The sequence below is a fragment of the Endozoicomonas sp. 4G genome (assembly GCF_023822025.1).
Taxonomy (GTDB): Bacteria; Pseudomonadota; Gammaproteobacteria; order Pseudomonadales; family Endozoicomonadaceae; genus Endozoicomonas_A.
In genome coordinates this window covers 291,761-305,299 of sequence record NZ_CP082909.1, presented here as the reverse complement: position 1 = coordinate 305,299, position 13,539 = coordinate 291,761, and the positions used below count along the sequence as shown (strand labels likewise).

Here is a 13,539-nt window from a genome sequence, read left to right as displayed (position 1 = left end):
TCGTTATTGACTAAATCATCTGCTGATTCGTTAATTTTTTGATAAATCACCTAATCAGACGCTGATTGCTGTATTCAACAAAAAATTAACGGTGAATTCGAACCTTTCCGGAATCAATCACTTCTGCGTGCACAATTTTGCCAGAAGACCGGTTTCTTACCCGTATCGTTTCGTGCAGTTCGCCATCATCCAGAGCAACGCCAGACATGGAAACCTGCAAGCCATTCCCACCGGCAATAATCTGGACGATGGCTCCCTTGCGAATCACATAATCTTTTTCCAGCATATTGGCTGAAATCAATGTCTGAGCGCCAATGCTGCGTTTAATGACTCTGCCACTGATTTCATTGATTTCAGTAAAATACTGCCCCCTCAATCGGCTGTAATCGACTTCCCGCAGCTGAAGCACTTCCCCGGTCAATCTCTGCCCCCTGGTCAGGGCGCGGGCACTGTGAATAACGGGCAGCAAAATTTTATTGTCCGCCATCACGGTCATTCGCCACTCCCCGGGGCATTCTACGGTTCGTTTGACGACTCCTACCGGCGGACGAGTCCCGAAATCTTCGGAAACAGATAGATTTCCTTCACAGGTTCTTCGGGATTTACTGGCGGAAAGAGGGCGAACGCTGAGTTCATAGCGGGCACCGGGAATCGTTTGAATAAAACTGGCCACTTCCTTTTCAACCGATTGATAAACTCTGCGTTCAATATCCTTTGCGAGGTGGGTATCAGAAAAACTATGGGACGAAAATAGCGAGGCGATGACTATGGACGATCTGAAAATCGGCCTGAGATGAAATATGAAAGGCGGCATGGATGCTTCCCTGCATAAAGTACCTTATGAAGCATCAGGTTAACCTTTAAATCAGTGGTTGCCAACGGGCAATCCACTGGATTTTGTTATTAGGTGGCGTTTTACTTGCCGGCCAGGTGGTTCACAATCTGGATCAAAAGTTCTTCGCTTTTGTCGAAACGCTGGTCAACCGCTTTGAACTTCTCACGTTGTTCATTGAGGATCAGAGAGACAACACCGTGAGTCGCTTCCATAATTTTGCTGCTTTCGTGGAAAGCGTATTCAAGGTGTTCAACCTTTTGCTCAAGCTTGATAACTCTTGCTTCTAGTGACATAGGTACTACCCGTTTTTATTGAAGGAGCCATGAGCATAGCAGACATTGAAAGATTGCACAGAGACACGCAAGTCAGAATTAGCGAGGGGAGCGAGGGGATTGCTGCAACAGTCGATCGGTCTCCTGAAGTTCATCCCGAAGTTGTTTTTGCTGCTGTTTTTCGGTTTCTTTGTTTTTTAAATGCTCAACGCCGCTGGTCATTCTGCGTTCTTCTGCCAGCCGTTGGTTAATGTGTTCGAGATTTCCAGACTCTGCTTTTATCTTCTCTTCCAGCAAAACCGAAACATCGGTAAGCAATTCAACAAATTGACTGCGACCCCAGCAGGACAGTGATGACAGTTTTTCTCCCGGAGCATTGTCGCAGGATTTGTGGGCATCATTTAATAACTGCTTCTGGGTGTTGAGAACAGCCAGGCTCTGCTCAGCGTGCTGCTTTTCTCTTTCCGTGAACTGGCTCTTTTTTTCCAGTGCTGACTGAGCTTTTTCCAGACGCTGAGACTTGCTCATGAGGTAACCACCTGATCAGACCGCCAGATATGTATCAGTTGTTCAATGCTGCCAGAGAGATCAACCTGTTCATAACGGCTTTGCTGGAGAAAACGCTCCATCTGGGGACGGTGTTCAATGGCTTTATCAAGTTCAGGATCTGCTCCGGGTTTGTAAGCCCCGATAGCCATAAGTTCTCTGAACTCATTATACCGGGCATGATAGCGTCGGAACGCCTGGGCACACTGCTCATGTTCTTCTGTGATGAGCTGAGACATGGTTCTGCTGATGGAGGCTTCCAGATCAATGGCCGGGAAATGACCTCTTTCTGCCAGTTCACGACTGAGCACAATATGTCCATCAAGAATAGAGCGGGCAGTGTCTATCACCGGCTCCTGCATATCATCACCTTCTGCCAGTACGGTATAGATAGCGGTGACTGAACCTTCACCCACTCCCGTTCCGGCACGCTCCAGCAGTATTGGAATCTTACTGAAGACCGAAGGAGGAAAACCTTTCGCTGCCGGAGCCTCACCCACAGCCAGTGCGATTTCACGGTGAGCCTGGGCATAACGGGTAAGGGAGTCCATCAGCAGCAGAACCGTTTTGCCCTGGTCCCTGAAATACTCGGCAATTTGATGACAATAGAGTGCCGCACGAATTCTGCGGACGGGCGATTCATCGCCGGGGGAAGCCACCACAACGGCCTTTTCCCGACCTTCCATGCCCAGAATCTGATCCACAAACTCCTTTACTTCACGACTGCGTTCACCGATCAAACCCACAACCGTTACATCCGCCCGGGTATTACGGGTCATCATGCCCATCAGTGTGCTTTTGCCAACGCCACTGCCAGCAAACAAGCCAACTCTTTGCCCTTTTCCTAACGTCAGCAGACTGTCGATCACTCTTACGCCCACTTCCAGAGGTTCATCCACCGGCCTTCTGGCCATCGGATTAAGGGGCGAGGAATGAATTGAGATTCGACCTGATAAACTCAGGGCATTGGCATCAAGCGGCTTACCCATAGCATCCACCACCCGCCCTAACAGCTCTTCCCCCACTGGCATGGTGTGGTTGAGAGAAACGGGAATAATTTTGTCTCCGGCAGCCAAGCCTTCCATGGTGGTTGAAAGGGGCATCAGAAATTGGCTGGCACCGTCAAAGCCAACCACTTCGGCCTCTACCTGGCGACCACTGCGCATATTGATATGGCAAAGTTGACCAACGGGCAATCGTAACCCCTGGGCTTCCAGAAGCAGACCTTTTATGGCGGATATCTTGCCGGATAATTTGGCAACCGGTACGGTCTTCAGTTTTTGAATCAGATCATCAGGAAGAGACATTAACCTGCGTCCTCCATGGCGGCAGGCAAGTTTTCACGAATAATATCCAGGCACTCCACCAGCCGGGATTCCATTCGTGCTTCTGCTTCGGTCTGGCTGGAAATAATCCGGCAATCGCTCATTGCCAATTCCTGATCTTCGACCACCTGCCAGGCGGCACCAAAATCAGGCTTGAGTTGTTTCAGCAGTTCGGCATTGACCGGATTTACATGGATGGTGTACTGAGCATCCTCAGGCATGATACTCAGCGTTTCCCTGATGACGGAGACAATCTGATCCGGAGCGGTCATCAATTCCCGTCGTACCACCTGACGACAGGTTTCTTCTATTACTTTACCCAGCCAGCTGATCTTTTCGTCACCGCCATAACGGCTACCAGAACGAAATTCAGACATTTCCTTGCGTAGCAGGGACACCAGTTTTTTCTGCTCCTCAGTAGCAATACGCCCGCCTTCTTTAACCCCCAGTTCCCTGCCCTCTTCAAAGCCCATTCGGCGGCCTTCTTCCACGCCTTTGGCATAGCCTTGTTCAATCCCCTGCTTCAGGGCACTCTGCAAAACTTCTGCAGAAGGCTCAATGGCTTCCGGCGGTGTTGCTACTGTATTCTGAACCCTGTCGACAGGTTGGGAAATATCAGGTTCGGGTTGTTGATGGGTCTCTGAAACCTGAGCTTCACCTGACTTTTGGTGAACCGGAAAGAGAAACCGTTTGAAGGCGGCTGTCTCAGGCTGCCATATTTTTTGTCTGTTTGTCATGAACCAACCTGTTTCCAATAGTATGAAAAAAGGGGTGAGCATTGCTGTGCATCACCCGATCATCTCGTCCTCATCATTAAAGATCAGCTCTATCTCACCGGATGCAGCCAGCTGTCGCGCTGCCCGCAGCACATCATTACGGGCCGACTGAACCTGACTGGCGCGGACCGCACCAAGGTTTTCGATATCTTCAAGCAGGAATTTGGAACTTCGCTTGGTCATGGTGCCGACAATGGCATCAACCATCTCCTGGGCAGCCCCCTTGAGAGCCAGGGCCAGAATATCCTGGCTGACCTCTGCCATAACCTTACGCAGTGCATCTTCATCCAGACGCATAAGGTGTTCAAAGAGGAACATTTGTTGTTCAATCTGCTCAGCCAGTTTCTTATCCTGCTCCTTGAAGTACCCCAACAGACTCTGCACCGAAGTGTCGTTCATTCGGTTCATAATATCGGCCACCTGACGAAGACCACTGACGGTGGTATTCTGGCTGGTGCTCATTTTGCCGATATTGGCATCAAATATAATGTTGAGTTCTTCAATAATGGACGGATGTAATTCCTGCAATCGGGCGACTCGTGATAATAGATCCTGGTGATTCTTGGCTGGCAGGCGCATTAATACGTCGGTGGCCTGGGTGGCTCCCAGGTAGGTCAATACCACTGCCTGAAGCTGTGGGTGCTCATCAACAATCAGTTCGGTGATGGTTCCCGAGTCCATCCACTTCATCGCTTCCAAACTGTTGCTCTCGCCGCCAAAAATAGAATCCATTACACCTTTAGCTTCTTTATCACCTAAGGCCAGTTTCAAGGTTTTGTTAAGGTAGCCCTTTGAGGAACCAGACAAGGCACTGTCATACCGATAGGTATGGAAAAACAGATCCAGCACTTCCTGAACCTGGTCTCTTTTCAAGGGTGCGATGGTAGCCATGGTCGCGCTGATCTGTCGAACTTCCCGCTGGCTAAGGTGTTTGAATACCTGCGCTGCCCCTTTCTCCCCAAGACTGAGCAGCAGAATGGCTATGTCTTTAGGCGTCGGCTGCCTTGATGGCAAAACTCTTTGATTATCACTCATAGCTGTTCATCCATAGCTTGATCACCTGTGCCACCCTGGCTGGCGCCTTCGACGACAGCTCTCGCATCTGAGTCACCTGGGTTTCAAAATCTGCCAGCTCAGGAGGCAAAAGATCAAAGGTGTCATCAAATATCACCTTCCTACCTTTTTGGTCGAACTGGGTGTTATTATCTCCCGCTGACATTGCATGAGGTAATGCAATAGGCTCCTCCATCTTGAGAGTGATCTGTTTCATCATGGGCCTTAAAAGGAACATAATCACCAGAATGCCCAGCAAAGTGCCGCAAATATATTTGAGATAATAAAGTACCTGCGGCTGCTGCCACCAAGCCAGTCCGACAGGCTCAACATGAGTGACTGGCACAAACGGTGCGGTGTGAATGCTGATCTGATCACCACGGGCCTGGTCAATGCCGGTTGCATCGATGATCATTTGTTGAATTGTGGCAATTCTTGCCTGATCCCAGTTGCCAATACCCAAAGCTTCATCAGGCAATTCATTGAGAACAACGGCCACGCTGAGTTTCTGTACCCTGCCCTGCTGATTGGCCACCTGCCTGATCACTTTGTCGACTTCATAATTACGGACAAACTCTGACCGGGTATTACTGCTCTGCTCCGCCTGGGCCTGATCCTCTTCTTCCGGCGGCTGATTGGCGAGAGCACCGGGTATGCCACCGGCTCCCTGGCCAGTGTTGACCATTTCCTTGCCCTGCTCACTTCTTAACACCGGAGCACCGGGCTCATATTGCTCGACAGTCTGCACCACCCGCTCAAAATCCACATTGGCAGTGACCTGCGCCCTGAAATTGGCAGAACCCACCAGAGGCTCGAGCAAGGCGCTGATACGCTGTTGAAAATGAGCTTCTACCTGACGCTTGAAATCCAGCTGTTTACTGGCTTCACTGAGCGCGCTGTTGCCCAACAAAACATCTGAAGAGAGCAACTTGCCGGACTGGTCAATCACCGAAACATCGCTGCGATTCATGTTGGCGACACTGGCAGCCACCAGATTGACAATGCCTTCAATCTGCTCATTGTTTAGCCGGTATCCCGGAAACAGATCGACAAACACCGAGGCTGAGGGTTTTCCCTGTTTACGGATAAAGCTGCTCTGCTTGGGTAGGGCCAGATGGATACGGGCATTGCGAACGGGTTTCAAGCTGATAATCGTCTGGGCCAGCTCACCTTCGAGACCGCGCCGGTAACGGACATTTTCCACAAACTGGCTGGTACCGATTTCCTGCCCATCCAGCGTTTCCAGTCCTTCCGGTGACCTTGCCTGAACGCCGGATACTGCCAGCTGCATACGGGCATCAGAGAGTCGTCCGGCATCCACCATGACTTGACCCGAAGCAGGGTGAATTTTATAGGCAATATTGTTTTGTTCCAGCACATTGACCACACTGGCCACATCATAGAGTTCCTGATTGCCATACAGTGGCTGATAATCGGGGGATTGCGACCAGAGCCAGAAAACCGACATCAGGGCAACAGAAACAGCAAACAACACCATCAGCGCTACTTGATAGCTGCGATTCTTTCTCAGAACCCCGGTGACCCTGTCCAACATTTCCCGCGGTACAGGTTTCACTTCTTTTTCTTCCGGTGTCTGCTCCGGGGCAGTCTTTTTTTCTGACTCTGATTCGGCCATGGTCTTTTTCTACCTTAAATCTGCATACGCATGATGTCTTCGTAAGCAGTCACTGCCTTATTGCGGACCTGCATCAATGCCTGAAAAGAAATACTGGATTTCTGCATGGCAATCATGGTGCCCAGGAGGTCATCACTTTCCCCGGTTTCAATCTTGTGCATCATGCTGCTGGACTCTTTTTGCAGACCATTCACCTTGTCAATGGCCTGTTGCAACAGATTGCCAAAACCGGGCGTCGTCATGCCTTCAGATTCAATTGAGGAGGGTAAAATCGGAGCAGGCCGGTCCTTCAGGAGTACACTGAGAGCATCCGGGTTAAGACCTTTGATTTCCATTGAGCCGCCATCCACTGTTGTTCTGTGAAATATTGTTCAGCTGACAATTTATTGTCAGAATTATTTATCGGCGGTTCAGGGTAATCTTTACCCGTCGGTTTTTATTTCTTCCGGCAAGGGTCTGATTGGAGGCTACAGGATAGCGGTCACCGTGATAGCGCATAATAATACGCTGTTCGGCAATGCCTTTTGATCGCAAATAGTTAAACACCCGAATGGCACGTATTTTTGACAGCTGAAGATTTTCCAGCCTGTCACCCCAGGAATCTGTGTGAGCATCAATAGTCACATTGGCGATACTTTTATCCACCAGAATATAAGTAGCCAGGTCATCAAGGTGTGATAATCGTTCGGGGCTTATGCGGGATCTTGCAGGAGGGTAGTAGATCATCGTTTCTCTGGCCTGCTCATAGTTCAGAGCCAGTAACGCCCCATAACACTGATAAAATGATGCTGCCGTTTTTTGAAAATTCATGGCGGGCATTTTAATGAAAACAGGGTTAACCGCTTCCCTCTGAATCTCAATAACCAGCTGATGACCCTGTTGCAGGTCTTCAACGACACGGGCCACATTAACTTTCATTGCAAACGGTTTTTCCGGCTCTACTTCAATATCGCCAAAAGCATTCACATAAGGGCTATGAAGCCAGGGTGTTTGTTGCACCTCAACACGAATATGACGGGCTTCTTTAATAAACACATCCGATTCCAGGGCGATATAATGCACGCCTCCGGCAGCGGAATTCAAAACGATATTGCCAAGCCCGGTCACTTTGCTAACCAGACGACACTGGAAACGGGAAGTCGTCAGCTCCCACTGATGGTCACTCAGTTCCTGCGGGAACTCTCTGACCGGGTTGGCTAAAGACCGGGAAACCAGCAACAGGGCGAGGCCAAAAATCAACAGTTTCCGTAGTTGCCGTGCATGATCGGAAAACAACATGCTGATCAGCCCAGCTTTCTTTCACAGATGCCCTGCTGGTTATAGGGCGTAGATTCCTGAGTGGCGAAAACGACATCAATAATCTGGTTAGTACTGGCAGCCAGACGACTCAACAGTTTACCGTTGGCCTGATTCAGAGTACGACAACGGCCTGCTGTTATTTCCAGTTGATGCCACTGTTTCAGTGTGGTTTCCGTTTGAGGAGTGAGAGGTATCATTTGCAGAAAAGATCGCATACCCACCTTATCCGGTGACAGCCCCATTTCTTTCAAATAGTGCTCTCGCAGGGAAGCATTCAGTTGCAGCATGTTCAGTAGTTTGACCTGAGTCTCAAGATGAGTCTCTAACGCGCTAATATTCCTTTCTAACATCAGATTGTGGGCTTTACTCAGAACCGCTTCCAGTTTGCGGGTTAAAGCCAGTGCATCACGAATATTATCCAACAGCTTTTGTTCAGGAGAAACGCTGTAAGCACTCGTCTTATGGTCACTCCTTTCGGTGGTCGTCAAAGTCATCGGAAAGCTCCAGAATTTTGTTGGCCAGCATTTGATAATCGACCGGCATCTCTCCTTTTTTAATGGCCTGACGAATGCTCTCTACTTTTTTCTGGTCAATTTCATCTATCGCTGAAAGGGACTGGAACAACTCTTCAATATTCTGGGCTTCACCACTCAACCGGAGACGATCGTCATTGACTTTAGGAGGTTCAACCGCTTTGGCACCATTCTTGACAGCAGGCTGAGCAATTATTGGGCTGGCTGCTTTTTTTGACCCGGTGCGATTTATTCCTGACATGCTTGTCACCACTCGTCTGTGATGGGTTCAGAACTCCAATCGGCAAGGTGTCAAAAAATCTTAAATTCTCTGAAGTGGGGGATTTTTTTAAAAAAAATAACCGGTTAGAAATAATTGAACAGCGACAACTGCTTGATGTTGGCATACACCTGCTGACTGGCACTGAGGACGGTCTGTTGGTGGGCCAGATCGGTAGCTGCCTTGGCCATATCAACATCTTCAAGGGATGAACGAAGGCTTTCCAGCATCAGTTTGATATCGGCATGGCTGTCACCCACCCGGTCAAGCACAGTCTGATTACTGCCTGCCTTGGTCTGGGCGATTCCAACCCGCTCCAGAGTGGCATCAACCCATTTCATTGCCTCTGTGGAGTTAAAAACAGTCTTAGGATCAGAAGCTCTCAGTTCAGCCACCGCAACAGACAAGGCATCAAAGATACTATCCATTGTTGCTGGTGGTGTAATGGCTGAATCAAAAAACAGATTTTCTCCCGACTCATTAACCGGCACCTGAGCCGAGCCACTGATATTGACCTGGCGAAGGTTATTATTGCCACTGTACGAATAATCACCGGTGGTTGCATCAAACGTAACCGGCATCTGAGTGCTCAGGGTTCCGGAGAACAAGTATTGCTCATCGGACTGCTGATAATTGGCCAGGCTCAACAGAGATTCACTGATCGTTTCCAGCTCCTCTGCCAGTGGCTTATAGTCCTCAACCGACAGGACTTCGTTACTGGCCTGCAAAATAATATCCCGTGCACGACGCAACTGATCCGTCATACTACTGTACAAAACATCCTGCTGCTCCAGCATTCTTCTGGCCGAATCAATGTTGTCTTCGTACTGCTCTATAGCGGTTATTTCATTATTAATCTGAAGAATTTTTACGGTATCAACGGAGTCATCCGAGGGTTGCAGGATACGTTTGCCAGCGGCCATCTGTTCATTGGTAATGGCCAGTTTAGCCATACTGTCCTGCATAGCCCTGAGCATAATATTATTGAAGTTGATGGTGCTGACACGCATGTTTTGGACTCCCTGTCTGGATCAGAACATTCTGAGCAATGAATCAAAGGTTTGCCGGGCCACAGAAATAACCTGAGCATTGGCACCGTAGAGTTGCTGAAAGCGCATCAGGTTGGCAGCCTCTTCATCCAGGTTGACACCGCTGTAGGCATTGCGGCTTGCTTCAACCTGCTCAAACAGTTTTTTACCGCCATCGGCCTCTGTTTTCGCCTGAGAAGTCTGTACCGCAATATCGCCAATAAATCGGCTATAGCTTTCGGTCAGGCTTCGTTCTCCCTCGACCAGCCGACCATTCTGAAGCTCAAGAATTTTCTGCAGGTTAGAATTATCGGCCACGCCAGCACCTGCTGCGGCAAGAGCCAGGGCAGAAGGGTCCGTCAGAACCGAATCCAGATCTCTTGCCCCATAACGCACTGGTGACAGCCGGTAAATCTGGTCCGTAGCAGCTCCATCGATATCAATCTCAACACCATCAAAGCTCAGGATCTGAGTACCTGCTGCACCGGATAAGCTGCCACTATCGACTTGAACGCCATCGCTCAACCGGGTGACCACGTAGTTGCCGGTGTTGTCTACCCGCAGGTCGTACTCACTGGCTTTCAGTTGCGAACTGTCAGCAATTCTCATATCCGACACTGCGCCAGACGCAGCATCCAGGGCAAATATGCCACTTGCGGGATTAGTGAGGTCGGAAAACAGATCAACACCGGTATTGCCATTAAGATCCTCACCCTGTCTGAGCTGGGCATTGATGGTCGAAGACATCACTACCGCCAGGCGCCCAATCTCATTCTGAGCCTGCCTTAAAGCACCGTTCTGGTAACTGAGAATGCCACCAATGCTGCCACCGGGGTCACCCTGCACCGCAAGAGCAGCCGAATCACTTACAAACTCAATGGAGAAGCCGTCGGGATGGCTGGCAGAACCGCTAACATTCAGACTGTTTTTCTGATCACCCAGTAACAGAGGCTGACCTGATTTCAAGAAAATATTAATACGGCCATCAGGCTGCTCCATAACATTAACGCCCAACAGCTTGGATAATTCTTTAACAGCCAGATCCCGCTGGTCCAATAACTCGTTAGACGCCTGAGAACTGGCGCTGAGCTTCTGCACCTGGCTATTAAAACCTGCGATATTGGCCAGCAGACCATTCACTTCTGCCACCGAAGCCTCCAGTTGCCTGCCAACTAAATCCTGATGACCAACAATCTGGTTGTTCAGTGTCGTAAATTGCTGAGCCAGCTTATTACTTTCGCTGAGTATGACTTGTCTGGAAGCACTGGAATAAGGATCAGCCGATGCGCCATTAAGCGTGGTAAAAAAACTATCAAGGCCGGCGGTGAGCGACGTACTGTCGTCGCCCAACCATTGATCCAGGGAGGTGATGTATTCTGAAAAACTGGCGGTTTTTGCTGCCAGAGATTGAGTCTCCCACATCTGGGCAGTAATAAAACTACTGGCTATCCGATCAACACTGGAGGTATTAACACCGGTTCCCTTGGTGCCAATTCCCGGATACAAGGTATAAGACGGAACCCAGTAGACCCTCTGACGGCTGTAACCTTCTGATTCCGCATTGGCAATGTTATTACTGGTAACATTCAGCGATGCCTGGCTGGCCTGTAATCCAGAGATGCCGATCTGTGTCATGCTCATAGTATCTACCCCGATTCACGTTCAGTATTCAGCCAATCGTTGGTGTCACCCAGCTGCCTTACCAGAGCTTCAGCAATACCCAGCCCGCCTTCCTTACCCAGATGCCCGGCAATATGACTGTCAAACATCGACTGAAAAAACTGCACATCCTTGCCCGACATCGGCAGGTCTGAGCTGCCCATCATCGCTTCATTGGCCTGACGCATACTCTTCAGTAATTCGTTAACAAATATGGCCTCGAAGGCTTCTGCAGCTTCTTTCAGGTCTTGGGGAGCTTTTCCCTGATCCGATCCCGACTGATAAATACTGGTCAGATGTTTAGCCGACAGACTGCTTCCAATATCCATATCAAAACGCCCTTTTCGACGATCTATTCAAGAGAATCTATTTAAGAGAATCCATTTAAATCACAATTAATTCAGCTTCCAGGGCCCCGGCTGCTCTCAGCGCCTCGAGGATGGACATCAAATCCATGGGAGTAGCCCCAACACCATTAATAGCCGTCACCACTTCCTGCAAAGTGACGCCTTCGTTCACCATATAAATAGCGGCATTCTTCTCTTCTATGGCAACATCGCCGTTCAATATGGCTTGTGTCTGTCCTCCTCGAGAGAAAGGACCCGGTTGTGAGACAGACGTTTGCTGCCGGACTTTGACAACCAGATTGCCGTGACTGACCGCAGCAGGGCGAACACGAACATGCTCGCCCATGACCACCGTGCCGGTTCTGGAATTAAAAATAATTCGCGCTGCCGGAGCTGCCGTTTCCACCTTCAACTCTTCCAGCATGGACATAAAGACCACCCGCTGGCTGCTGTCTTTGGGAGCCGACACCAGGATAGAGACACCATTACTGGCATTGGCGACTTTTGGGCCAAAGTGATTATTAATGGCTTTTACGACCCTGCGAGCATTGGTGTAACTGGGCTCTTTTAAATTCAGTACCAGCTGCTCGCCAAAATTGAAGGCGCTCTGCACCGGGCGCTCAACCAATGCCCCTCCGGGAATACGACCGGCGTTCGTGCTGTTAATCTGTATGCTGCTACCAGTGACGGGAGCATCCGCCGTTCCTGTCAACCCTGAAGCAGAAACTCCGCCGACAATCAGATTGCCCTGGGCAACGGCAAACACTTCGCCATTAATGCCTTTCATCGGTGTCAGGAGCAGAGTTCCGCCTCTCAGGCTCTTGGCATCACCAATAGAAGACACGGTTACATCTATTTTCTGGCCCGGACGGGCAAAGGGAGGCAAAGTGGCGTGGACAGTGACTGCGGCAATATTTTTTGAATTCACATCAGAGCTGCTGATGGTCAACCCGAATTCTCTGAGCATATTGACCAGCGACTGTTTGGTAAACGCTGACTTATCCCCGGTACCATCAAGCCCCACCACCAGCCCGTAACCAATCAGCTGATTATTTCTGACCCCTTCAACATCCACCATATCCAACAACCGACGGGCACTGGCATTGCCCGCCATAACGAGCATCAGAAATATCAGTCCCCACCGTGTTAAAAACATAGTGACTCCTGTCAAAATGGAAACCATGGGCTGTTAAGTATCTTGCTCACCCAGCCCGGTTCATGGGCATCAGAGTTAATGCCTAATGCTACGTAATCGATTTTTGCTTCAGCCAGCCGCTCAGACGACACCTTGTTATCGGTTTTGATATCTTCCGGACGAACCAGCCCGCTGATCTTGATCAACTCTTTACCCGAATTGATGGTCAGCCATTTTTCGCCCTCAACCCTGAGGGTGCCATTACTGAAGACCTCGACGACTTTCACGGCAATATTACCTTTCAGGCTGTTACCACGGCTGGCGGACGTGTTGCCGCCGTAACTTCTGGAAGGTTGAATATCAAATGCCAGAGACCCAATCCCGCCAACAATATCTGCGCTGGATCTACCCAACAGAGTGGGATCGGGAATGCTGATCGCATTATTTTTATCGACTTTACTTAAACCACTCATGCTGACATTAGTGGTACCTTCCAGCTCAATGGTAAGAATATCGCCCAACCGATATGCACGACGGTCGGAGAACATAAAATGTCCGTAGTTGGCATTAAACAGGCTGCCACTGGGATAAACCGTTGAGCTATGAGGGGCTTTCTTTTTTAAGACGGCTTTTTCGGCAACCGCTTCGGCCACCCCTTCGGCCACCCCTTCGGCAACCGCTTTTTCCATTTCAGGTTCAGGATGCTCTGCCACCTGCTGAGGTTTAGCCGCAGATTGAGTGTCAACCTGTCGGGCTGCCGTCGTACAACCAGACAACAGAATCACGGTTATTAAACACAGACGTTTCATTCCCTGCCCCCTATCCAACTCTCTGTC

Annotated in this window: 16 protein-coding genes; all 16 read right to left on the bottom strand. The window is 49.6% G+C overall.

All coding sequences use genetic code 11. From position 1 onward, the window contains the following. Nucleotides 1–85: 85 nt before the first annotated feature. A complete protein-coding gene (gene flgA / locus K7B67_RS01570; protein ID WP_252178615.1) occupies nt 86–814 on the bottom strand; it encodes a flagellar basal body P-ring formation chaperone FlgA in 729 nt (242 codons plus the stop codon). A 101-nt stretch (nt 815–915) separates the two neighbouring features. Beyond that, nucleotides 916–1,128, bottom strand: a complete 213-nt coding sequence (locus tag K7B67_RS01565) for a hypothetical protein (protein ID WP_252178614.1) — start codon at nt 1,126–1,128, stop codon at nt 916–918. Nucleotides 1,129–1,206: 78 nt separating this feature from the next. After that, the gene (locus K7B67_RS01560; protein ID WP_252178613.1) at nt 1,207–1,635 is read right to left on the bottom strand and encodes a hypothetical protein; all 429 of its coding nucleotides are present in this window, start codon (nt 1,633–1,635) and stop codon (nt 1,207–1,209) included. Then, entirely contained in the window at nt 1,632–2,960 is a 1,329-nt protein-coding gene (locus K7B67_RS01555) for a FliI/YscN family ATPase (protein ID WP_252178612.1), read from the bottom strand. Before K7B67_RS01555 ends, K7B67_RS01560 begins: the two co-directional genes overlap by 4 nt. Next, nucleotides 2,960–3,715, bottom strand: a complete 756-nt coding sequence (locus tag K7B67_RS01550; protein WP_252178611.1) for a FliH/SctL family protein — start codon at nt 3,713–3,715, stop codon at nt 2,960–2,962. The genes K7B67_RS01555 and K7B67_RS01550 overlap by 1 nt, the downstream gene beginning before the upstream one ends. 51 nt (nt 3,716–3,766) lie before the next feature. Then, complete coding sequence (fliG, locus tag K7B67_RS01545) at nt 3,767–4,789, bottom strand: flagellar motor switch protein FliG (RefSeq protein WP_252178610.1); 1,023 nt, start codon at nt 4,787–4,789, stop codon at nt 3,767–3,769. Further along, the gene (gene fliF / locus K7B67_RS01540) at nt 4,782–6,443 is read right to left on the bottom strand and encodes a flagellar basal-body MS-ring/collar protein FliF (RefSeq protein WP_252178609.1); all 1,662 of its coding nucleotides are present in this window, start codon (nt 6,441–6,443) and stop codon (nt 4,782–4,784) included. Before fliF ends, fliG begins: the two co-directional genes overlap by 8 nt. Nucleotides 6,444–6,457: 14 nt before the next feature. After that, nucleotides 6,458–6,778 (bottom strand): flagellar hook-basal body complex protein FliE, encoded by a 321-nt coding sequence (gene fliE, locus K7B67_RS01535; protein ID WP_252178608.1) that lies wholly within the window; start codon nt 6,776–6,778, stop codon nt 6,458–6,460. Nucleotides 6,779–6,842: 64 nt separating this feature from the next. Then, nucleotides 6,843–7,721 carry an OmpA family protein gene (locus K7B67_RS01530; RefSeq protein ID WP_252178607.1) on the bottom strand — a complete coding sequence of 293 codons (879 nt, stop codon included), beginning with the start codon at nt 7,719–7,721 and terminating at the stop codon, nt 6,843–6,845. Between the two features lie 5 nt (nt 7,722–7,726). Next, nucleotides 7,727–8,236, bottom strand: a complete 510-nt coding sequence (locus K7B67_RS01525) for a flagellar protein FlgN (protein ID WP_252178606.1) — start codon at nt 8,234–8,236, stop codon at nt 7,727–7,729. Continuing rightward, complete coding sequence (gene flgM / locus K7B67_RS01520; RefSeq protein ID WP_252178605.1) at nt 8,208–8,516, bottom strand: flagellar biosynthesis anti-sigma factor FlgM; 309 nt, start codon at nt 8,514–8,516, stop codon at nt 8,208–8,210. Before flgM ends, K7B67_RS01525 begins: the two co-directional genes overlap by 29 nt. Before the next feature lie 104 nt (nt 8,517–8,620). Further along, entirely contained in the window at nt 8,621–9,544 is a 924-nt protein-coding gene (flgL, locus tag K7B67_RS01515) for a flagellar hook-associated protein FlgL (RefSeq protein WP_252178604.1), read from the bottom strand. Nucleotides 9,545–9,565: 21 nt separating this feature from the next. Beyond that, entirely contained in the window at nt 9,566–11,203 is a 1,638-nt protein-coding gene (gene flgK / locus K7B67_RS01510) for a flagellar hook-associated protein FlgK (protein ID WP_252178603.1), read from the bottom strand. 5 nt (nt 11,204–11,208) lie between these two features. After that, complete coding sequence (locus tag K7B67_RS01505) at nt 11,209–11,550, bottom strand: rod-binding protein (protein ID WP_252178602.1); 342 nt, start codon at nt 11,548–11,550, stop codon at nt 11,209–11,211. Between the two features lie 55 nt (nt 11,551–11,605). Continuing rightward, on the bottom strand, nt 11,606–12,724 hold the full coding sequence (locus tag K7B67_RS01500) for a flagellar basal body P-ring protein FlgI (protein WP_252178601.1): 1,119 nt from the start codon (nt 12,722–12,724) through the stop codon (nt 11,606–11,608). Between the two features lie 11 nt (nt 12,725–12,735). Beyond that, nucleotides 12,736–13,512, bottom strand: coding sequence for a flagellar basal body L-ring protein FlgH (locus K7B67_RS01495; protein ID WP_252178600.1), 777 nt, complete (start codon nt 13,510–13,512; stop codon nt 12,736–12,738). Nucleotides 13,513–13,539 lie beyond the last annotated feature (27 nt).

Excerpts from the sequence above, each read along its gene's own strand:
- flgA (WP_252178615.1), bottom strand. The coding sequence starts at position 814 with ATGCCGCCTTTCATATTTCATCTCAGGCCGATTTTCAGATCGTCCATA.
- K7B67_RS01565 (WP_252178614.1), bottom strand. The coding sequence starts at position 1,128 with ATGTCACTAGAAGCAAGAGTTATCAAGCTTGAGCAAAAGGTTGAACAC.
- K7B67_RS01560 (WP_252178613.1), bottom strand. The coding sequence starts at position 1,635 with ATGAGCAAGTCTCAGCGTCTGGAAAAAGCTCAGTCAGCACTGGAAAAA.
- K7B67_RS01555 (WP_252178612.1), bottom strand. The coding sequence starts at position 2,960 with ATGTCTCTTCCTGATGATCTGATTCAAAAACTGAAGACCGTACCGGTT.
- K7B67_RS01550 (WP_252178611.1), bottom strand. The coding sequence starts at position 3,715 with ATGACAAACAGACAAAAAATATGGCAGCCTGAGACAGCCGCCTTCAAA.
- fliG (WP_252178610.1), bottom strand. The coding sequence starts at position 4,789 with ATGAGTGATAATCAAAGAGTTTTGCCATCAAGGCAGCCGACGCCTAAA.
- fliF (WP_252178609.1), bottom strand. The coding sequence starts at position 6,443 with ATGGCCGAATCAGAGTCAGAAAAAAAGACTGCCCCGGAGCAGACACCG.
- fliE (WP_252178608.1), bottom strand. The coding sequence starts at position 6,778 with ATGGAAATCAAAGGTCTTAACCCGGATGCTCTCAGTGTACTCCTGAAG.
- K7B67_RS01530 (WP_252178607.1), bottom strand. The coding sequence starts at position 7,721 with ATGTTGTTTTCCGATCATGCACGGCAACTACGGAAACTGTTGATTTTT.
- K7B67_RS01525 (WP_252178606.1), bottom strand. The coding sequence starts at position 8,236 with ATGACTTTGACGACCACCGAAAGGAGTGACCATAAGACGAGTGCTTAC.
- flgM (WP_252178605.1), bottom strand. The coding sequence starts at position 8,516 with ATGTCAGGAATAAATCGCACCGGGTCAAAAAAAGCAGCCAGCCCAATA.
- flgL (WP_252178604.1), bottom strand. The coding sequence starts at position 9,544 with ATGCGTGTCAGCACCATCAACTTCAATAATATTATGCTCAGGGCTATG.
- flgK (WP_252178603.1), bottom strand. The coding sequence starts at position 11,203 with ATGAGCATGACACAGATCGGCATCTCTGGATTACAGGCCAGCCAGGCA.
- K7B67_RS01505 (WP_252178602.1), bottom strand. The coding sequence starts at position 11,550 with ATGGATATTGGAAGCAGTCTGTCGGCTAAACATCTGACCAGTATTTAT.
- K7B67_RS01500 (WP_252178601.1), bottom strand. The coding sequence starts at position 12,724 with ATGTTTTTAACACGGTGGGGACTGATATTTCTGATGCTCGTTATGGCG.
- K7B67_RS01495 (WP_252178600.1), bottom strand. The coding sequence starts at position 13,512 with ATGAAACGTCTGTGTTTAATAACCGTGATTCTGTTGTCTGGTTGTACG.